Genomic DNA, 21,100 nt, shown 5'->3' with positions numbered 1-21,100 from the left:
AAAGCCTCCTGCTTATTCGAATATTCGTACCTTACCTATTCCGTTCTTCACCCATTTACAGCGGCTTTTTCATACATCGCGCAAACGTCCGAGTGCTTTAGAGTGAGGCCCAAGCACATCCACGAACTCCCGCGAAAAGGTAAGAACATGCAAAGGAATGCAAGCACTCTCTATCCCATCCTGCTGGTTCACGGCCTGTTCGGTTTCGACCGGATCGGCCCGTTCGAGCTCTTCCAGGACATCAAGCAAGCACTGCGCAGCGACGGCGCCAGGGTGTTCATACCTCACCTGTCGGCGACCCACACCAACGAAGCACGCGGTGAACAGCTTTTGGCCCAGATCGAACGGGTGCTGGAAGGCACCGGTGCAGAAAAAGTCAACCTGATCGGGCACAGCCAGGGGGCACTGGCCGCACGTTACGCCGCCGCGATAGCGCCGCAAATCGTGGCCTCGGTGACGTCGGTCAGCGGACCGAACCACGGTTCGGAACTGGCAGATTTCCTGCGTAAGACACTGACGCCCGGACGCCTGCCGGAACAGGCCGCCGAAGCGGTCGTCAGCTTGTTCGCCGATTTCCTGTCATTGCTGAGTGGCAACCCGCAACTGCCGCAGAACGCTATCGCTGCGTTGAATGCGCTGACCACCGAAGGTGTCTACGCGTTTAATGAGAAATACCCCCAGGGTCTGCCAAAAACCTGGGGCGGCAAGGGTCGGGAACGGGTCAACGGGGTTCGCTACTATTCCTGGAGCGGCACGTTGCAAGGGTCCGTTCTCGATGAAGGACTCAATGCACTCGACCCGCTGAACGGGTTCTCACGGGCCTTTTCTCGCTATTTCACCACCGAAGCCGAGCAGAACGACGGCATGGTCGGACGTTTCAGCTCCCATTTGGGCAAAGTGATCCGTTCCGATTACCCGCTCGATCATCTGGACAGCATCAACCAGACAGCCGGTCGGGTACGCAAAGGCATCGACCCGATTGATTTGTATGTGCAACACGCCGAACGCCTGAGAAAGGCTGGCCTGTAAGCATTGGAAGGAACTTTGAGAAGAAATGGACCACTGAATCCGGTAGGCTCCGCACTTTACTGAACATTGAAAGGAGTATTTCCCATGGCTAAAGCCACTGCCCGTCACATCCTGGTTTCCAGCGAAGACAAGTGCAACGAACTCAAAACCCAAATCGAGGCTGGCGCCGACTTCGCTGAAGTTGCCAAAGCCAACTCCACTTGCCCGTCGAGCCGTCAGGGCGGTGACCTGGGTTCGTTCGGTCCGGGCCAGATGGTCAAGGAATTCGACACCGTGGTCTTCAGCGCACCGATCAACGTCGTGCAAGGCCCAGTCAAGACTCAATTCGGTTACCACTTGCTTGAAGTGACCAGCCGTCAGGACTAAGTGATTCGCGAAGTTTCACGCACAACGGCCCGCCTTATGGTGGGCCGTCGTGTTTCGGGTACGTGATACGGCTGGCGAGGGACGCGCCGCTAGCGTACAAATTGCGGTTATCGATTACCCGGCTCTAAGGCTGACAATGCGACTGGCTTTCCCTACTTTGCTGTTCACTGCCGTGGCCCTGTTGTTGGGCGCCGCCGGTGTGAACGCCGCACCGCAACATGCGCTGACCGTCTATGGCGAGCCAGCGAAATACCCTGCCGGCTTCAGTCATTTTGCCTATACCAATCCGCAAGCGCCAAAGGGCGGGACAATGCGTCGCTCGGCGATCGAGATCGGGCATTTCGATCATGTCCTGCCTTATATAGACAAAGGCATCGGCGTGACGCAGATCGACGGTTTGATCTATTCGCCGCTGGCCCAGCGCTCGCTGGACGAGCCTTACACCGTTTATGGCCTGGTAGCGCAGAAGATGGAGCGCTCCGAAGACGGTTTGTCCCTGCGTTTCTACCTCAACCCCAAGGCCCGCTTCGCCGATGGCAAGCCGATCACCGCCGAAGACGTGCGCTACACCTTCGACCTGCTGATGACCCAGGGCAGCCTGCGATATCGCACCCAGTTCGCCGACGTCAAAGGCGTCGAGGTGGAATCGCCGGGCACCGTTCGTTTCGACTTCAAGACCAACGAAAACCGCACCCTGCCCCTCGACATCGCGACTTTGCCGGTATTTCCCGAGCATTGGTGGAAAACCCGCGACTTCGCCAGCGGCGGTGGTTACGAGCCCCCCTTGGGCAGCGGCCCGTACAAGGTGGGCAAGGTCGATTCCGGACGCAGTATCACCTTCGAACGCAATCCGGACTGGTGGGGCAAGGACTTGCCAGTCAGCCGTGGGCTCTACAATTTCGATCACTTCAGCATCGAGTATTTCGGTGATACCGATGTGGCGCGTCAGGTGTTGCGCGGCGGAGCCTACGACTACAACCGTGAATTCTCCGCCACCGGTTATTCCATCGGCTACGAAGGCCCGGCCCTCAGCGACGGTCGCCTGCAAAAGTCGCACCTGGCCAGAGAAGCGCCGCAGTCGGCCCAGGGCTTTGTGTTCAATCTGCAAAATCCGATGTTCCAGGACCGCCGTGTCCGTCAGGCGCTGGTGATGCTGTGGGATTTCGAATGGAGCAACCGGCAGATGATGCGCGACCTCTATATCCGCCAGCAGAGCTTCTTCTCCAACACCGCCCTCGCCGCCCGCAGCCTGCCGGACGCCGCCGAACTGGCGATTCTTGAACCCCTGCGCGGACAGATCCCCGACGAAGTATTTACCAAAGTCTTCGAAGCACCGAAAACCGACGGCAGTGGCGTGATCCGCGACAAACAACTGCAAGCGCTGGATTTGCTCGAACAGGCCGGCTGGACACCCGATGGCGATCAACTGGTGAATGCCGAGGGCAAGCCGCTGAGCTTTACCTTCCTGGTCAGCCAGAACGGCATGGACCGTTTGCTGCTGCCCTACAAGCGCACGCTGAAGCAGATCGGCATCGACCTGAACATCCGCCGAATCGACTCCTCGCAGTACGTCAATCGCCTGATGTCCCGGGATTACGACATGATCGTCACCGGCTACCCGGTCACCACGTCGCCGGGCAACGAGTTGAACAATTACTTTGGTTCGGCAGCGGCAAACGATCCGGGCTCCAACAACTACATGGTGTTGAAGAATCCGGCGGTCGATACGCTGGTCAACGGCCTCGTCCGCGCCACCACCCAGGCCGACATGTTGCGCTACGCCCATGCCCTCGACCGGGTACTGCAATGGAACTACTACTGGATTCCCAACTATTACCCGCCGGGCAGTTCAACCGTGTGGTGGAACCGTTTCGGCATTCCCAGCGTGCAAGCGGCCAATGACGAAGCCATCGAGAGTTGGTGGGAAGTGAGCACCACGCCGCTGACCAATCAACAGATGACTGCCGAACTGATCAAGCGCGGCAAACCCGGAGGGCCGCACTGATGTGGGCTTATATTCTGCGGCGCCTGCTGCTGATCATTCCGACGCTGGTGATCATTCTGCTGGTCAACTTCGTCATCGTTCAGGCCGCACCGGGCGGACCGGTGGAACAGGCGATCGCTCACTTGCAAGGTATCGGCGGGGCCAGCGTGGGCGGCGGTTCCAGCGAGGTCATGAGCGGCAGTTCGCGAGCCAGTCGCGGCCTCGACCCGCAACTGATCAAGGAAATCGAAAAACAGTACGGCTTCGACAAACCGGCGCACGAGCGTCTGTGGCTGATGCTCAAAAGTTATGCGCAACTGGATTTCGGCAAGAGCTTTTTCCGCGGCGCCACGGTCACCGACCTGATTCTCGAAAAAATGCCGGTGACCATTTCCCTCGGGCTCTGGGCCACGCTGATCACCTACCTGGTGTCGATCCCGCTGGGCATCCGCAAAGCCGTGCACCACGGCAGCCATTTCGACATCTGGAGCAGCACCGCGATCATCATTGGCTACGCGATGCCGGCGTTCCTGTTTGCGATGTTCCTGATCGTCGTGTTTGCCGGCGGCACGTCGCTGAACTGGTTCCCGGTGCGTGGCCTGGTCTCGGACAACTTCGAATCGCTGTCCACCGTGGGCAAGATCGCCGACTACTTTTGGCACCTGGTATTACCCGTCACAGCGCTGGTCATCGGTGGATTTGCCACATTGACCATCCTGACCAAAAACTCCTTCCTCAATGAAATCACTCGCCAGTACGTGGTCACGGCACGGGCCAAAGGCATGAGTGAACGCCGCGTGCTGTACGGCCACGTGTTCCGCAACGCCATGCTGCTGGTGGTGTCGGGCATTCCTCAGGCGTTCATCAGCGTGTTTTTTGCCGGCTCGCTGCTGATCGAGGTGATCTTCTCCCTCGATGGCCTGGGTCGCATGAGTTACGAAGCGGCGGTGTCGCGGGACTATCCGGTGGTGTTCGGTTCGCTGTTCATCTTTACCCTGTTCGGCCTCCTGATAAAACTGGTCGGCGACCTGTGCTACACGCTGGTCGACCCGCGTATCGACTTCGCCGCGAGGAACGCCTGATGCTCAAGCTTTCGCCGTTGGCGCGCCGCCGTTTCGAACGATTCAAGAAAAACCGCCGTGGCTGGTGGTCGCTGTGGTTGTTTATCGGCCTGTTTATGCTGACCCTCGCCGGCGAGCTGATCGCCAACGACAAACCGCTGGTGGTCAGTTATCAGGGCTCACTGTACTTCCCGGCCTTCAAGCGCTACACCGAGCAGGAATTCGGTGGGCAACTGCCGTTCCAGGCGGACTACCGCAGCGACTATGTTCAGAAGCTGATCAAAAAGGACGGCGGCTGGTTGCTGTTCCCGCCGATTCCATTCAGCGACGACACACCCAACTATGACTTGAACAAACCCGCGCCGAGCCCGCCGTCGAATGTCAATTGGCTGGGCACCGACGACCAGGCGCGCGACGTGTTGGCGCGGGTGATATTTGGCGCACGGGTGTCGATTCTGTTTGCGCTGATGCTGACCCTTGTCAGCGCACTGATCGGCATCGCCGCCGGGGCGCTTCAAGGCTATTACGGCGGCTGGGTCGACCTGATCGGTCAGCGCTTGCTGGAAGTCTGGTCGGGATTGCCGGTGTTGTACCTGCTGATCATCCTGTCGGGGTTCGTGGAGCCGAATTTCTGGTGGCTGCTGGGGATCATGGCGTTGTTTTCCTGGCTGGCGCTGGTGGACGTGGTGCGTGCCGAGTTCCTGCGTGGGCGCAACCTCGAATACGTCAAAGCCGCACGGGCACTGGGCCTGACCGACCGCAAAGTCATCGTTCGGCACATCTTGCCGAACGCGATGAACGCGACGCTGAGTTACCTGCCGTTCATTTTGACCGGGGCCATTTCGACGCTCACCGCGCTGGACTTCCTCGGTTTCGGCATGCCGGCCGGCAGTGCCTCGCTGGGCGAATTGATCGGTCAGGGCAAGCAGAACCTGCAAGCACCGTGGCTGGGGCTGACCGCGTTTTTCACCCTGGCGCTGATCCTTTCTTTATTGGTGTTTATCGGCGAGGCGTTGCGAGATGCCTTTGACCCTCGATCCTGACGCGGACTGTTGATATGAGTAACAACCTGATCGAAATCCGTGACCTCTGCGTGGCCTTCAGTGGCCAGACCGTGGTGCGTAACCTGTGTCTGGACATCCGCCCCGGTGAATGCCTGGCGCTTGTGGGTGAGTCGGGTTCCGGCAAATCGGTGACCGCGCACTCGATCCTGCAATTGCTGCCCGAGACCGGCACCGAAACCACCGGCAGCATCCGCTATCGTGGCAAGGAGCTGCTCGGCGCCTCTTCGAAGGTGTTGCGGGAGTTGCGGGGCAACCGCATCGCGATGATCTTCCAGGAACCGATGACCTCGCTCAATCCGCTGCACAGCATTGAAAAGCAGATCGGCGAAACCCTGCTGTTGCACAAGGGCCTGACCGGTAAAGCGGCACAGGCACGGATTCTTGAGTTGCTGCACCTCGTGGGTATCCAAAAGCCCAAAGAACGGCTCAAGGCCTATCCGCATCAGCTTTCCGGCGGCCAACGGCAACGGGTCATGATCGCTATGGCGCTGGCCTGCGAACCGGAGTTGCTGATCGCCGACGAGCCCACCACCGCGCTCGACGTCACGGTGCAGCGCAAGATCCTGATCCTGCTCAAATCCCTGCAACAGCGACTCGGCATGTCATTGCTGCTGATCAGCCACGACCTCAATCTGGTGCGCAGCATCGCTCAGCGCGTGTGCGTGATGAAGGCCGGGGAAATCGTTGAACAAGCGCCGTGCGAAACGCTGTTCACCGAGCCGAAACATCCCTACAGCTGCGTGCTGCTCAATGCCGAACCGGAAGGCGAAGCCCTGCCCCGGGACCCACGCGAGAACGTTCTGGAAGTGGAAAATCTTTCCGTGCGTTTTGCCCTGAGCGGCGGACTGTTCCAGCGCAAAACGTATTTGCACGCGGTGGATGGCATCTGCCTGAATGTCCAGCGCGGCAAGACGCTGGGCATTGTCGGTGAATCCGGTTCCGGCAAATCCACACTGGGCCAGGCGATCCTGCGCCTGCTCGATTCCGAAGGCAGTATTCGTTTTCAGGGTGAAGCGCTGGACGGTTTGACACAAAAGCAGCTGCGGCCATGGCGCAAGAAAATGCAGGTGGTGTTCCAGGACCCCTTCGGCAGCCTGAGTCCGCGGATGTCCGTGGCGCAGATCATCAGCGAAGGCCTTGAGGTTCACAGCCAATTGACGGCGGACGAATGCAAGGCCGAAGTGATTCGCGCACTGCAGGAAGTCGGCCTCGACCCGCAAAGTCGCCATCGCTACCCCCACGAGTTCTCCGGCGGCCAACGCCAACGCATCGCCATCGCTCGGGCGCTGGTGCTGAAACCGGCGCTGATCCTGCTGGACGAACCGACCTCGGCGCTGGACCGCACCGTGCAGAAGCAAGTGGTCGCGCTGTTGCGCCAACTCCAGGAAAAGCACGGCCTGACGTACCTGTTTATCAGCCACGACCTGGCGGTGGTGCGCGCCCTCGCCCACGACATGATCGTGATCAAGGACGGCAAAGTGGTGGAAAGCGGTGCCAGCCACGATGTGTTTGATTCGCCGCAGCATCCGTACACCAAAGAGCTGTTGGCGGCGGCGCATCTGCAGTCGGCATAATCCTGTCGTTGAACCGCGTAGCGGCCATCGCGAGCAGGCTCGCTCCCACAGGGGATTTGTGAACGACACAGATCTACTGTGGGAGCGAGCCTGCTCGCGAAGACGCCCGCGAAGACACCAAACCTTTTGGATATGACACTCATGAACACCACCGAAAGCCTCAAGGATTACCAGCGCGTTCGCCTGTTGGCGATCCGCTCCCTGTTCGAGATCATCGAGCAGTCCAGCGAAGGCACGGTGATTGTCGATCGCGACGCGAACATCGTCTGGATGAACGAGCGCTACGCTCGACGCTTCGGTCTCGAATCGGCGGAAGTGGCGATTGGCAAGGCCTGCGAAAGCGTGATCCCCGGCAGCCTGCTACGGGAAGTGGTGCGTACCGGTCGACCGATTCTGCTCGACATGCAGGACACGCCCAAAGAACCCTTGGTGGTGATGCGCCTGCCAATCCACGACGATGCCGGCGTGGTGATCGGTGCGATTGGTTTTGCGCTGTTCGACGAGTTGCGCAGCCTGTCGCCGATGCTCAAGCGCTACATGAGCATGCAGGAGGAACTGGCCTCCACCCGCTCGCTGCTGCGCGCAAGGCAAACCAAGTACAACTTTGCACACTTTATTGGTACCAGCGCCGCCAGCCTCGAAGTCAAACGCCGCGCCCGGCGCAGTGCCAGTGCTGATTCTCCGGTGTTGCTGCTGGGCGAAACCGGCACCGGCAAAGAATTGCTGGCCCAGGCGATTCATGGTGCATCGCCACGTGCGCACAAGGCGTTCGTCAGCATCAACAGCGCAGCGATTCCCGAGGCGCTGCTCGAGGCCGAATTCTTCGGCACCGCCCCTGGCGCGTTTACCGGCGCCGATCGCAAGGGTCGTGTCGGCAAGTTGCAGATTGCACAGGGCGGCACACTGTTTCTCGATGAGATCGGCGACATGCCGCTGCCGCTGCAAAGCAAGCTGCTGCGGGTGCTGCAGGAAAAGGAATTCGAACCGGTCGGGTCCAACGAAGTGATTCAGAGCGATGTGCGGGTGATCGCCGCGACCTCCACCGACCTTGAAGCCGCGATTAAACGCGGCGAGTTTCGCGCCGACTTGTATTACCGCCTCAATGTGCTGCCGATCCAGGTCCCGCCGCTGCGTGATCGCCTCGATGATTTGCCGGCGCTCAGTGAAGCCATCCTTGAGGAGTTGCGCAGTCAGCACGAACTGAACCGCGAGGCGCTGGAGCTGCTGGCTCAACACGCCTGGCCGGGGAACATTCGCGAGTTGCGCAACGTGCTCGAACGGGCGGCGTTGCTCAGTGACAACCTGATGCTGAATGCGCAGGATATCCGCGCTGCGATTGGTACGTTAACGCCGGTCGAACGCACGGCGCCCTCAATGATTGAATCGGTTGTACATGAGACCTTCAGCGAGGCTCGTGAACGATTTGACCGGCAACTGATTGAATCCGCCCTCGCGCAATGCGGGGGCAAGGTGATTGAAGCAGCGGCTCGGTTGGGGCTTGGGCGGTCGACGTTGTACAAGAAGATGGTGGCACTGGGGATTGCAGAGTCTCTATAGAGAGACATGCATCTCCATTGTTAGACAGACCATCGCGAGCAGGCTCGCTCCCACAGGTTGTGCATTTCACCAGAGAAATTCGGTCAACTGTGGGAGCGAGCCTGCTCGCGATGAGGTCACACTGCCAGCACACGTCTCACATCAGAGACTATCAATCGTCCCCTACATAACAAACTCAAGAAATATCCTTATATTTCAATATGTTGCATGTCTGGCACGAAACTCGCTAAAGCCCTCCCCCACACAGCTTCACCCCACAAAAATAACAATCCAGGAGACACACCATGAGTGTGATCATTGCCTTGGCAGCCCTCGCGCTGCTGATGCTCGCGGCCTACCGTGGCTACAGCGTTATCCTCTTTGCCCCGATTGCCGCCCTCGGCGCCGTTCTGCTCACCGACCCGTCCGCCGTCGCCCCCGCTTTTACCGGGGTGTTCATGGAGAAAATGGTCGGCTTCATCAAACTGTATTTTCCGGTGTTCCTGCTCGGTGCGGTGTTCGGCAAGCTGATTGAGTTGTCGGGTTTCTCGCGCTCCATCGTTGCGGCAGCGATTCGCTTGCTCGGCACCCGCCAGGCAATGCTGGTGATCGTGCTGGTCTGCGCCCTGCTCACTTACGGCGGCGTGTCGCTGTTTGTGGTGGTGTTTGCGGTCTACCCGTTCGCGGCCGAGATGTTCCGCCAGAGCAATATTCCCAAGCGCCTGATCCCGGCGACCATTGCCCTCGGTGCCTTCTCGTTCACCATGGATGCCCTGCCCGGCACCCCGCAAATCCAGAACATCATCCCCAGCACTTTCTTCAACACCACCGCGTGGGCGGCGCCGTGGCTGGGTTTGATCGGCTCAATCTTCGTGGTCTGCGCCGGCATGCTGTTTCTGCAGCGCCAGCGCAACAAGGCTCAGACTTCGGGTGAAGGCTACGGCACCGAACTGCGCAACGAGCCGGAAACCGCTGCCGATATCAAGCTGCCAAATCCGTGGATCGCGCTGTCGCCGTTGCTGGCCGTCGGCATCATGAACCTGCTGTTTACCCAATGGATTCCCCAGTGGTACGGCAAGACCCACAGCCTCGCGCTGCCGGGGATGGCTGCACCGGTGACCACCGAAGTCGCCAAACTCACAGCCATCTGGGCGGTTCAGGCAGCGTTGCTGGTCGGCATCATCATGGTGCTGGTGTTCGGCTTCCAGGCGATTCGCGGCAAGTTGGCCGAAGGCAGCAGAAGTGCGGTCAGCGGTTCATTGCTGGCAGCGATGAACACGGCGTCGGAATACGGCTTTGGTGCGGTGATCGCCTCGCTGCCGGGCTTCCTGGTGCTGGCCGACTGGCTCAAAAGTATTCCCAACCCGCTGGTCAACGAAGCGATCACCGTCACCTTGCTGGCCGGCATCACCGGCTCCGCATCGGGCGGCATGAGCATCGCGCTGGCGGCCATGGCCAATGACTTCATCGCCGCGGCCCATGCGGCCAACATCCCTCTGGAAGTGCTGCACCGGGTGGCCGCGATGGCCAGCGGCGGCATGGATACCCTGCCGCACAACGGCGCAGTCATCACCTTGCTGGCGGTGACCGGCCTGACCCACCGCGAAGCCTACAAAGACATTTTCTGTATTACGCTGATCAAGACCCTGGCGGTTTTTGTGGTGATCGGTACTTTCTACGCCACTGGCATTGTGTGAGGTATTCATGACGACTCTTTCGGGCAAGACCGCTCTGGTCACCGGTTCCACCAGCGGCATCGGCCTGGGCATCGCCCTCAGCCTGGCCAAGGCTGGCGCGAACCTGATTCTCAACGGTTTCGGCGATGCCTCGACAGTGATTGCCGAGGTCGAACAGTTCGGCGGCAAGGTCGGTCATCACCCCGCCGATGTCAGCGACCCGGCGCAGATTGCCGACATGATCGCCTACGCCGAGCGTGAGTTCGGCGGCGTGGACATTCTGGTCAACAACGCCGGCATTCAGCACGTGGCGGCGGTGGAAGATTTTCCCGTGGAGCGCTGGGACTCGATCATTGCAATCAACCTGTCGTCGGTGTTTCACAGCACCCGTTTGAGCCTGCCGGGCATGCGCGCCAAGGGTTGGGGCCGGGTTATCAATATCGCCTCGGTGCATGGCCAGGTGGGATCGGTGGGCAAGGCGGCCTACGTCGCGGCCAAGCACGGGGTGATCGGTCTGACCAAAGTGGTCGGCCTGGAAACAGCCACCACCAATGTGACTTGCAACGCAATCTGTCCTGGCTGGGTGTTGACGCCGTTGGTGCAGAAGCAGATCGACGACCGCATCGCCAAAGGGGTTGATCCGCAGCAGGCGCAGCACGATTTGCTGGCTGAGAAACAGCCGTCGCTGGAGTTCGTCACGCCGCCGCAATTGGGTGAACTGGTGCTGTTCTTGTGCAGCGAGGCCGGCAGCCAGGTGCGCGGTGCGGCGTGGAATATTGATGGTGGGTGGTTGGCGCAGTGATTGGGCGATAGACCGTGTAATCGTTCATCGCCGGCAAGCCGGCGATTGGATCTCGAAATAGAAAAAGAAGAGGCAAAAAATGTCCGACATCCTCTGGCAACCTGACCCCAAACGCATCGCCAAAACCCGCATGGAGGCCTTTCGGCGCTTTATCAATCAGCGACATCACCTCGATATCGCCGACTATGCCGATCTGCATGAATGGTCCATTGATCAGCGGGTCGACTTCTGGCAAGCCATCGTCGACTTCTTTGATATCCGCTTCCACGATCAACCCGACGCGGTTCTGATCGAAGGCGAGCACATGCCCAGCGCGCAGTGGTTTCCCGGTGCAACGCTGAACTTCGCCGAGCACTTGTTGCGCCGTCGTGACGATGCCGTCGCCGTGGTCGCCATCGGCGAGAACGGCCAACGCGAACAACTCACCTGGGCCGAATTGGCCGAGCATGTCGCCGGTTTCCAGAACAGCCTGATCGCCGCCGGTGTCGGCCTCGGCGACCGCGTCGCCGCGTGCATGCCGAACACCTGGCAAACCCTGGTTGCCATGCTTGCCACTACCAGCCTCGGGGCCATCTGGTCCTGCTCCTCGCCGGATTTCGGCACCCAGGGCGTCATCGACCGCTTCGGCCAGATCGAACCGAAGGTGCTGATCACCTGCGCCGGTTACCGTTATGCCGGCAAAGACATCGACCAACGCGCCAAGGTCAACGAAATCATTGAACGCCTGCCCTCCCTGCAACAGCTGATCGTGGTGCCTTACGCGCAACCACAGGCGCACGTCGAAGACTTCCATACCCAGGCGAACGTGACACTTTGGGATGAGTTCTACGCACCAGGCGGTGAGCCGGATTTTGTCGCCGTACCCTTCGCCCATCCGCTGTACATCCTCTATTCCAGTGGCACCACCGGCGTGCCCAAATGCATCATCCACAGCACCGGCGGCGTGCTGCTGCAACACGTCAAGGAACACGGCCTGCATTGCAATCTCGGGCCCGGCGATCGGTTGTTTTACTACACCACCTGCGGCTGGATGATGTGGAACTGGCTGGTGTCGGCCCTGGCCGTGGACAGCGCCGTCGTACTGTACGACGGCTCGCCGTTTTATCCCGGTCCGGAGCGCTTGATCGACCTGATCGACGACGAGCGCATCAGCGTGTTCGGCACCAGCCCCAAATACCTCGCGAGCCTGGAAAGCAACGGCGTGAAGCCGCGGCAAACTCATGATCTGGGCAGCCTACAAACGCTGCTGTGCACCGGTTCTGCGCTGTCGCCGCAAAGCTACGACTACGTCTACCGCGACCTCAAGGCCGACGTGTGCCTGGCGTCGATGTCCGGTGGCACCGACATCGTTTCATGCTTCGTGAACGGCAATCCGTTGTTGGCCGTGCGTCGCGGCGAAATCCAGGGCAAGAGCCTCGGTATGGCCGTCGAGGTCTGGAACGATGCCGGTCTTGCGGTCATTGGCGAAAAAGGCGAACTGGTCTGCACCCGACACTTCCCGGCCATGCCCGTCGGCCTGTGGAATGACCCGACCGGGGAAAAGCTGCGCGCGTCTTACTTCAGCCTGTTCCCCGAAGTCTGGGCCCAGGGCGATTACGCCGAACAACTGGCTCACGGCGCGATGATGATCCACGGGCGTTCCGACGCGGTCCTCAACCCTGGCGGCGTGCGCATCGGCACGGCGGAGATTTACCGTCAGGTGGAAAAAGTCCCGCAGGTCATCGACAGCGTGGCCATCGGTCAGCAATGGCAGGACGACGTGCGGGTGGTGTTGTTCGTACGGTTGGCCGAGGGGGTCGAACTGGACGAAACACTGCAACAGCAGATTCGCCAGGTCATCCGCGCCAACACCACGCCGCGCCACGTACCGGCGAAGATTGTCGCGGTGACCGACATTCCGCGTACGATCAGCGGCAAAGTGGTCGAGTTGGCGGTGAGGAATGTGGTGCAGGGCGAACCGGTGAAAAACACCGATGCGTTGGCCAATCCCGAAGCGCTGGAACAATTCCGCAATCGCCCCGAGCTCAACACCTGAAACACGCCCCTTTGCAGGAGCCGGCGCCTGCAGAGGGGGATGTGGGTCAGTCCATCAGGCCCCATTCGCCGGGCGGAGCATGGGGGCCGGGTGACGCGTCGGCATGCAGCTTCAGCCGCAGGCGCAAGTTGTTCACCGAGTCCGCATGTTTCAACGCCTCTTCTTCGTCGATCGCGCCTTCGATCACCAATGCATACAGCGCGCAATCGAACGTCTGCATGCCCTGCTCCGTCGACTTTTCCATGATCCCTTTGAGCTCGTCGAATTCATTGCGCCGTATCAGGTCGCCAATGGTCGGCGTGCCCAGCATCACCTCTACCGCCGCCCTGCGTTGTCCGTCACGGGTGCGCACCAGACGTTGGGAAACGAACGCTTTAAGATGGTTGCCCAGGTCATGCAGCAGTTGTGTCCGCCGTTCTTCCGGGAACAAATTGATAATGCGATCCAGCGCCTGATGGGCGTTATGAGCATGCAAGGTGGAAATCACCAAATGCCCGGTGTCGGCAAACGCCAGCGCGTGTTCCATGGTCTCGCGATCGCGGATCTCACCGATCAGCACCACGTCGGGCGCCTGGCGCAAGGTGTTTTTCAACGCGGCATGAAAACTGCGGGTATCGACGCCGACCTCGCGCTGATTGATGATCGATTTTTTGTGCCGGTGGATGTACTCGATCGGGTCTTCGATGGTGACAATATGGCCGCTGCTATGGCGGTTGCGGTAATCGATCAACGCCGCCAGTGAGGTAGACTTGCCCGAGTCGGTGGCGCCGACGAACAGCATCAGCCCTTGTTTGAGCATCACCGTTTCCAGCAGCACGGGGGGCAACTTGAGGTCTTCGAAGCGCGGAATGTCGAGTTTGATGTTGCGCACCACAATCGACACATCGTTGCGTTGCTTGAAAATATTGACCCGAAAACGCCCGACACCCGCCAAAGAGATCGCCAGGTTCATCTCCAGCTCCCGATCGAACTCCAGTCGCTGTTCGGCGTCCATGATGGACGCGGCCATGGCGGCAATTGCCCCCGGTTTGAACGGCTGGTCAGTCAAGGGTTTGAGCACACCGTCAATCCGTGCGCAGGGTGGCGCGCCGGTGGACAGGTACAGATCGGACCCTTCCTGGCTGGACAGGGTATTCAACAGCGCATCGATTTCCATGGCAAAAAGCACCCGCGAAGCATTCAATGAACAGAAATGACCCAAAAAACCGGTCATTCAGCGCCTACCCCCCTAGGATAGTAGACGCCGCTACACCGACCGACATGCAGGACACCGTGATGAACGCAGCACCCACCCGCAGCGATGCCCAGGCCTTGATTGCCAGACTGGACTGGTCGAGCACCCCGCTCGGCGCCGCCAGTGCCTGGCCGCAGAGCCTGCGCACAGCGGTGGACATCGTGATTCACTCACCGATGCCGATGCTGCTGCTCTGGGGGCCGGAACTCACACAGATCTATAACGATGGCTTCGCATTACTGGCCGGCAGCAAGCATCCACACGCTTTCGGACAACCAACGCACCAGATCTGGCCAGAACTCAAAGACTTTACCGACCCGATTTACAGCGCCGTCCTACAAGGCCAGGTGCGGACCTACAGCGAACAGCGCTTCACCCTGCAACGCGACGGGGATGATTCCGACTTCTGGCTGGATTTGACCTACAGTCCGATCCGCGATGAACGCGCCGAGGTCGCCGGGATTCTGGTCACGGCCATCGAAACCAACGAACGCCGACGCATCGCCCTTGAACTGGAGCAGCGTTCGGCCGCCAGCCTGAAAGCTCAGCGCGAGACCGAGGAACGCCTGCAACTGGCGCTGGCCGCCACCGACGCTGTCGGCACCTGGGACTGGGACATCAGCGAAGACCGCTTCATCGCCGACGCGCATTTCGCCCAATTGCACGGCATCGACCCGCTACTCGCCAGTCAGTTGCCCATCAGTGCTTATCTCGAAGCGGTGCACCCGGAAGACCGATCGATGGTCACTCGCGGCATCAAGCAGTGCATTACCCACGGCAGCGAATACGCCGAGGAATATCGCCTGTTGCAACCCGACGGCCAGTTGCACTGGGTGTTTGCCCGGGGCCGTTGCTACAAGGACCACCATGGCCGGCCGATCCGTTTCCTCGGCGCCGCGCTGGACCTGACCGAACGAAAACACATCGAACAAGCCTTGCGCCAGAGTCAGACCGAGCTGCAACTGATCATCAACGCCATGCCGATCCTGATCAGTTACGTCGACAGCGAAGAACGCTTTCGCCTGAACAACGCGGCGTACCTCGACTGGTATGGCCTGACACCTCAGGAGCTTTACGGTCGGACCATTCATGAGGTGCTGGGGGAAGAAGCCTACGCCTTGCGCGCCGAATACATCGCCGAAGCACTGGCGGGCAAAACCTGCTGTTTCAGCATCAGCACGCCGCATCGTGACGGCGGCACCCGTCAGGCCTTGATGAATTATCTGCCGCGCCACGGGTCGGATGGTGCGGTGAACGGTTTCTACATCTTCGTGATCGACGAAACCGAGCGCAAACAGACCGAAGAAGCCTTGCGCAACCTCAACGAAACCCTTGAGGAACGCGTCGCCGCCCGTACCCAGCAATTGGCCGAAGCCAACCAGCGCTTGCAAAACGAAATGTTCGAACGCGAGCGTGCCGAAGACGCCTTGCGCCATGCGCAAAAAATGGAAGCGGTCGGCCAGCTCACCGGCGGTATCGCCCATGACTTCAACAACATGCTCACCGGGATCATCGGCAGCCTTGACCTGATGCAGCGCTACATCGCTGATGGGCGTGCCGCCGAGATCGGCCGTTTCACCGAAGCGGCGGTGTCCTCAGCCCACCGCGCGGCCGCCCTGACCCATCGCCTGCTCGCCTTCTCCCGGCGCCAGTCGCTGGATCGCAAGCCGCTGAACGCCAACGAGCTGATTCATTCTCTGGAAGACTTGCTCAGCCGCACCAAGGGCGATCACATCGAACTGAAACTGCAATTGACCGATGAAGCCTGGCCGGTCAGCACCGACGTCAGCCAACTGGAAAACGCGCTGCTCAACCTGGTGATCAATGCGCGTGATGCCATGCCTGATGGCGGCGAGTTGCGCATCGAAACCGCCAATGTCTATCTGGACAGCAGTGACATCAACATTCTGGAACCGGTCAAGGCCGGGGATTATCTGATGATCGCCGTCAGTGACAACGGCACCGGCATGACCCCCAAAGTGTTGGCCAAGGCGTTCGATCCATTCTTCACCACCAAACCAATCGGTCAGGGCACGGGGTTGGGTTTGTCGATGATCTACGGTTTTGCCCAGCAGTCGGGCGGCCACGTGAGCTTGTTCAGCCTGCCCGGCCAGGGCACCAGCGTGCGTTTGTTCTTGCCGCGGTTGCAGGGAGTGGACCAGGAAGATGTGCGGTCACCGGTCATCGGCGAGGCGCCCTCCGCGATAGCCGGGGAAACCGTGGTGTTGGTGGAAGATGATCCGGCAGTGCGCATGCTGGTGTTTGATCTGCTCAAGGAGCTGGGATATCGCGCCCACGAGGCCGAGGATGCGAAGACCGCCCTCCCCCTGCTCGAATCCGGTCTGCGGATCGATCTGCTGGTGACCGATGTCGGGCTGCCGGGCATGAACGGCCGGCAACTGGCAGAAATCGCCCGGCAGCACCGTCCCGAGCTCAAAGTGCTGTTCATGACCGGTTACGCGGAAATGGCCACCGAGCGCCAGGGCTTTCTCGAGGAAGGCATGGACATGGTGGCCAAACCGTTTTCGGTTGACCTGCTGGCCAACAAGATTCGCACGATGATCGGCCAACCCGAGTGAGTTAAGGCATAATCGCGCGCCCCGCTGGCCCCCACATAGCCACCACCGTTGCAAGGTACTGCCAATGAAAGCTCAAGCCCGCCATATTCTGGTGAAAACCTCGGAAGAAGCCGAGCAGCTCAAACAACGCATCGCCAAGGGCGAAGCCTTCGATGTGCTGGCCAAGAAATATTCCACCTGCCCGTCCGGCAAACGCGGCGGTGATCTCGGTGAAGTCCGGCCCGGGCAGATGGTCGGCGTGATTGATGCGGTGATTTTCAAAAAGCCGTTGCGGGTGGTGCATGGGCCGATCAAGAGCAAGTTCGGGTATCACCTGGTGCAGGTGTTTTATCGCGATTGATGGGTTGGCTTGAGGGCCTCATCGCTGGCAAGCCAGCTCCCACAGGATTTGCGTTGACCACGCATTGGCGTACGACACAACCCTTGTGGGAGCTGGCTTGCCAGCGATCCGGTGGCGCAGCCAGCGGCCATTCAACCCTTATCGGGGAATCAACGCCCCCGGCACCTGAATCACCCGACTCGCCAACCGATGCCCGGCCTGCGCCGCCTCGACCGGGCTGCCGCCCTTGAGCCGACTGGCCAGGTACGCCGCACTGAACGAATCCCCCGCCGCCGTGGTGTCCACCACCCGCTCGACGCGCTGTGCAGGCACCTCGAACGACTCACCCTCACAGCGAATCAGGCAGGCTTCGGCGCCGCGCTTGAGCACCACTTCCGGCGTGCCCACTTGCTCGTAAGCGGCGAACACTGCATCGCAATCGGAAAAATGGAACAGCGCCTGTTCGTCATCGACAGTCAGCAACGCCAGGTCGATATACGGCAACACGCTGCGATACGCCGCCCGAGCCTCCTCGATCGACGCCCACAGACGTGGCCGATAGTTGTTATCAAACACAATCCGCGCATCGCGCTGCCGCGCTTCGATCAGGGTTTCCAGCAACTTCTCCCGACCTTGCACGCCGAGCACCGCCAGGGTGATGCCGCTGAAGTACAGCACGTCGTAATCCGGCAGCGCCGCGAGAATCGGCGCGGCGGATGGCGTGGTAAAGCAATCGCGAACGGCGGCCTCGTTGCGCCAATAGAGAAAACGCCGTTCACCGGCGGCGTCGGTCTGGATGCAGTACAAACCGGGCAAGCGACCGGGTAAACGCTGGACCCTGTCCAGGCCAATGTTTTCGGCGGCCCAGCTTTGGCACATGGCATCGCTGAAACTGTCATCGCCCAGTGCGGTGACGTAATCCACCGAACCGGCCGTGCCCAGCTCCCGAGACAGGTAGACCGCCGTGTTCAAGGTGTCGCCGCCGAAGCTCTGTTGCAGACTGCCGTCGGCGCGGTGTTGCAACTCGATCATGCATTCGCCGATCAGGGCGATGCGCGGGATGTTGGGGCCGAGGGTGTTGATGGTGTTCATTATTGTGGTGTCTCAGATCGTTCGATGGTGTCTGGGCGGGCCTCATCGCGGGCAAGCCCGCTCCCACAGTTTTTGATGTGACTGCTATTTATGGCAACTCGCAACCCCCTGTGGGAGCGGGCTTGCCCGCGATAGCCGCACCTCGGTTTACCTTAGAAACAGGTTTCCATGGTTTCGATGACATTCAATTGCTCATCCACCAGACACCCCGTGCGCCACTTGTCGAACGTCAGGCACGGGTGCGAAGTCCCGAACGAAATAATGTCGCCCACCCGCAGTTCAACCCCCGGCGCCACGGTCATGAACGCATGCTGATCCATCACCGCCGTCACCTTGCAGGCGCTGACATCGTCGCCCTTCGCCGGCACCACACCGGCCTTGTAACGCAGCAACGGCACCGGCAGGCCGGCGTCATACGCCACGTCGCGCTTGCCCAGAGCGATCACAGCAAAACCCGGCTCCGGCAACGATTGCACATGCGCCCAGACTTCCAGCGCCGGACGCAGGCCTTCGTGCAGGTCGCTGCGACGGTCAAGCACGCAACATTGCGCTTCTTTATAAATCCCATGGTCGTGAGCCACGTAACTGCCCGGGCGCAACACGCTGAGGAAACGGCCGCCAGCGTTCTGCGCTTCGAACGACTCGGCGATCAGGTCGTACCAGGCCGAGCCCGACGCCGTGATGATCGGCTTGCCAATGGCGAAGGCGCCGCTGTCCTGCAACTGCACCGCCAAGCGCACCAGCGAAGCGGCGAACTCACGAATGCCGGTGACCGCATGATCACCATGGATCACGCCTTCGTAACCTTCGATGCCCGTCAGCGCCAATGCCGGTTGGGCGCTGATGGCTTTGGCCAGGGCGATCACTTCGTCTTCGGATCGGCAACCACAACGGCCACCCACCACGCCGTACTCGATCATCACGTTCAGGCGCACACCGCGCGAGGCGAAATACGCGCCGAGGTCAGCGACGTTGTCCGGATGATCGACCATGCAATGGAACTCGAACGTCGGGTCCGCCAGCAGGTCGGCGATCAGCGCCATGTTCGGCGTACCGACCAATTGGTTGGCCATCAACACTCGACGCACGCCATGGGCGTACGCCGCGCGGGTTTGCGTGGCGCTGGCCAGGGTAATGCCCCAGGCACCGGCGCCCAGTTGGCGGCGAAACAATGCCGGAGTCATGCTGGTTTTGCCGTGAGGCGCGAGTTCGGCGCCGCTGTTGCTGACGAACGCCTGCATCCAGCGGATGTTGTGTTCCAGCGCCTCGCGATGCAGCACCAGCGCCGGCAGGCTGACGTCACGCACCAGGTGGGCACCGGTCTGGGCAAAGCCCTTTTCCACGGCGGCAGTATTTGGGGCAGTAGACATGGTCGAACTCCTCACATTTTCGCGGCCGCGAACAGCCGCTGTTATTCGTTGATGCGACGGGCCAGGCGGTTGGCGTTGTCGATCAACACCCGCCGATAGTCGTTGTAATGCGTCTTGGCATCGGCCCGCGGGGCGACGATGCACAGGGTCGCAATGGCCACGCCGTTCGGGTCTTTGACCGGGGCGGCGAAGCAATGGGTAAAGGTGTCGGCGACGCTATCGAAGGAGAAAAACCCGTCGATACCAGCCTGACGGATTTCCCCGAGAAACTGCTCCAGCGGCAGGCGTTCGCCGTTTGGCAGGATGAAGTCGTCGTGATCGATCAGGTCGATGATTTCCTGGTCGCTCAGGTGCGCCAGCAACAGGCGCCCGGACGCGGTCCAGGGGATCGGCGCGTTCTCGCCGATGTCCGAGGAAATGCGGAAATGCCGCTCGCCCTCTTTCATCAATGCCACGGTGTATTTACGCCCGTTGAGCAGGCACATCTGCGCGGTTTCGTGGGTCTGGCTGACGATTTCCTGCAGAGCGTGATCAGCCTCGCGGGTCAGGTCGAAATGACGCAAATGTGCCTGCCCGAGGAAGTACAGCTGACGGCCGAGGTAGACGTGACCGTCCTTGCCCACGGGCTCGAGGATCCGTCGTTCCAGCAGTGAAGCCACCAGTTCGTAGACCGTGGATTTCGGGCTGCCGATGCCACTGGCGATTTCATTTGGACGCAAGGGCTGGCCGATTTCCTTGAGGAAATCGAGGATATCGAACGCCCGGTCCAGACCGCGTGCCCGGCGCTTGATGGTGTCTTCGGTCATGTTTCAAATTCCCATTCAAAGTGCCGGGAGTTTAACCAGAGTGCGGTGGCGACTGTTAGGCCGCCATCGCTGGCAGGCCAGCTCCCACAGGGATGGAGAGTGTGTCTGCAATCTGTGGCAGCCCATAGAATCCTGTGGGAGCTGGCCTGCCAGCGATGGGCGCGACTCGGTTCAGGCCTTTTTCTTGTACGCGACGCAGTCGATCTCGACCTTGCAGTCGACCATCATGTTCGCCTGCACACAGGCCCGGGCCGGCGCGTGTTCAGACTTGAAGTACTCGGAGAACACCTTGTTGAAACTGGTGAAATCCCGCGGATCCTCCAGCCACACCCCGGCACGCACCACATCTTCCAGGCCATAACCAGCCTCTTCGAGAATTGCGATCAGGTTCTTCATGGTCTGGTGGGTCTGCTCGACAATGCCGCCCACAATGATCTCGCCATCCACCGCAGGCACCTGGCCGGAAACATGCAGCCAGCCATCGGCTTCAACGGCGCGAGCGAATGGACGAGGCTGGCCGCCAGCGGCGGTGCTGCCGGTGCCGTAACGAGTAATGCTCATGAGTGTTTCTCC

At 60.4% G+C, this 21,100-nt stretch carries 17 protein-coding genes; 12 read left to right on the top strand and 5 right to left on the bottom strand.

Annotated elements, in window-relative coordinates:
* The first annotated feature begins 147 nt into the window (after positions 1-147).
* The 10 genes from Q7W83_RS12860 (at position 148) to Q7W83_RS12815 (ending at position 13,127) form a co-directional block, all read left to right on the top strand.
* Positions 148-1,029 (top strand): esterase/lipase family protein, encoded by an 882-nt coding sequence (locus Q7W83_RS12860; protein ID WP_458377343.1) that lies wholly within the window; start codon positions 148-150, stop codon positions 1,027-1,029.
* Positions 1,030-1,113: 84 nt separating this feature from the next.
* Positions 1,114-1,395: a peptidylprolyl isomerase gene (locus Q7W83_RS12855; RefSeq protein WP_150630034.1), complete on the top strand. Its 282-nt coding sequence runs from the start codon at positions 1,114-1,116 to the stop codon at positions 1,393-1,395.
* A 136-nt stretch (positions 1,396-1,531) separates the two neighbouring features.
* Positions 1,532-3,400: an extracellular solute-binding protein gene (locus Q7W83_RS12850; protein WP_150639056.1), complete on the top strand. Its 1,869-nt coding sequence runs from the start codon at positions 1,532-1,534 to the stop codon at positions 3,398-3,400.
* Positions 3,400-4,461 (top strand): microcin C ABC transporter permease YejB, encoded by a 1,062-nt coding sequence (locus tag Q7W83_RS12845; RefSeq protein WP_150639057.1) that lies wholly within the window; start codon positions 3,400-3,402, stop codon positions 4,459-4,461. The genes Q7W83_RS12850 and Q7W83_RS12845 overlap by 1 nt, the downstream gene beginning before the upstream one ends.
* On the top strand, positions 4,461-5,483 hold the full coding sequence (locus tag Q7W83_RS12840) for an ABC transporter permease (protein WP_473656165.1): 1,023 nt from the start codon (positions 4,461-4,463) through the stop codon (positions 5,481-5,483). Before Q7W83_RS12845 ends, Q7W83_RS12840 begins: the two co-directional genes overlap by 1 nt.
* 14 nt (positions 5,484-5,497) lie before the next feature.
* Positions 5,498-7,078 carry an ABC transporter ATP-binding protein gene (locus Q7W83_RS12835; RefSeq protein WP_473656164.1) on the top strand — a complete coding sequence of 527 codons (1,581 nt, stop codon included), beginning with the start codon at positions 5,498-5,500 and terminating at the stop codon, positions 7,076-7,078.
* Between the two features lie 141 nt (positions 7,079-7,219).
* Positions 7,220-8,635 (top strand): sigma-54 interaction domain-containing protein, encoded by a 1,416-nt coding sequence (locus Q7W83_RS12830; RefSeq protein WP_473656163.1) that lies wholly within the window; start codon positions 7,220-7,222, stop codon positions 8,633-8,635.
* 284 nt (positions 8,636-8,919) lie between these two features.
* Positions 8,920-10,311: a GntP family permease gene (locus tag Q7W83_RS12825; RefSeq protein ID WP_150630045.1), complete on the top strand. Its 1,392-nt coding sequence runs from the start codon at positions 8,920-8,922 to the stop codon at positions 10,309-10,311.
* Positions 10,312-10,318: 7 nt separating this feature from the next.
* On the top strand, positions 10,319-11,092 hold the full coding sequence (gene hbdH / locus Q7W83_RS12820; RefSeq protein ID WP_150630047.1) for a 3-hydroxybutyrate dehydrogenase: 774 nt from the start codon (positions 10,319-10,321) through the stop codon (positions 11,090-11,092).
* 79 nt (positions 11,093-11,171) lie between these two features.
* Positions 11,172-13,127 carry an acetoacetate--CoA ligase gene (locus tag Q7W83_RS12815; RefSeq protein ID WP_473656162.1) on the top strand — a complete coding sequence of 652 codons (1,956 nt, stop codon included), beginning with the start codon at positions 11,172-11,174 and terminating at the stop codon, positions 13,125-13,127.
* A 46-nt stretch (positions 13,128-13,173) separates the two neighbouring features.
* Here the strand turns inward: Q7W83_RS12815 and Q7W83_RS12810 are convergent, their stop codons facing one another.
* Positions 13,174-14,283: a PilT/PilU family type 4a pilus ATPase gene (locus Q7W83_RS12810; RefSeq protein WP_150630088.1), complete on the bottom strand. Its 1,110-nt coding sequence runs from the start codon at positions 14,281-14,283 to the stop codon at positions 13,174-13,176.
* A gap of 119 nt (positions 14,284-14,402) precedes the next feature.
* On the opposite strand from Q7W83_RS12810, the gene Q7W83_RS12805 reads away from it, so the two are divergent.
* Together Q7W83_RS12805 and Q7W83_RS12800 are read left to right on the top strand one after the other, a co-directional pair.
* Positions 14,403-16,940 carry a PAS domain-containing hybrid sensor histidine kinase/response regulator gene (locus tag Q7W83_RS12805; RefSeq protein ID WP_473656161.1) on the top strand — a complete coding sequence of 846 codons (2,538 nt, stop codon included), beginning with the start codon at positions 14,403-14,405 and terminating at the stop codon, positions 16,938-16,940.
* Between the two features lie 64 nt (positions 16,941-17,004).
* Entirely contained in the window at positions 17,005-17,280 is a 276-nt protein-coding gene (locus Q7W83_RS12800; protein ID WP_007898282.1) for a peptidylprolyl isomerase, read from the top strand.
* Positions 17,281-17,418: 138 nt separating this feature from the next.
* On the opposite strand, the gene Q7W83_RS12795 is transcribed toward Q7W83_RS12800, so the two are convergent.
* From Q7W83_RS12795 to Q7W83_RS12780, 4 genes are all read right to left on the bottom strand, one after another.
* Entirely contained in the window at positions 17,419-18,351 is a 933-nt protein-coding gene (locus tag Q7W83_RS12795) for a sugar kinase (RefSeq protein WP_150630051.1), read from the bottom strand.
* Positions 18,352-18,503: 152 nt separating this feature from the next.
* Positions 18,504-19,721: an amino acid deaminase gene (locus Q7W83_RS12790; RefSeq protein ID WP_473656160.1), complete on the bottom strand. Its 1,218-nt coding sequence runs from the start codon at positions 19,719-19,721 to the stop codon at positions 18,504-18,506.
* Positions 19,722-19,762: 41 nt separating this feature from the next.
* Positions 19,763-20,527, bottom strand: a complete 765-nt coding sequence (locus Q7W83_RS12785; RefSeq protein WP_008033782.1) for an IclR family transcriptional regulator — start codon at positions 20,525-20,527, stop codon at positions 19,763-19,765.
* Positions 20,528-20,698: 171 nt separating this feature from the next.
* Positions 20,699-21,088 carry a RidA family protein gene (locus Q7W83_RS12780; protein WP_150630055.1) on the bottom strand — a complete coding sequence of 130 codons (390 nt, stop codon included), beginning with the start codon at positions 21,086-21,088 and terminating at the stop codon, positions 20,699-20,701.
* Between the last annotated feature and the right edge of the window lie 12 nt (positions 21,089-21,100).

The sequence above is a fragment of the Pseudomonas sp. 300 genome (assembly GCF_055803035.1).
Note: the sequence above shows the minus strand (reverse complement) of the source record. Positions and strands in the feature narration are given on the sequence as shown.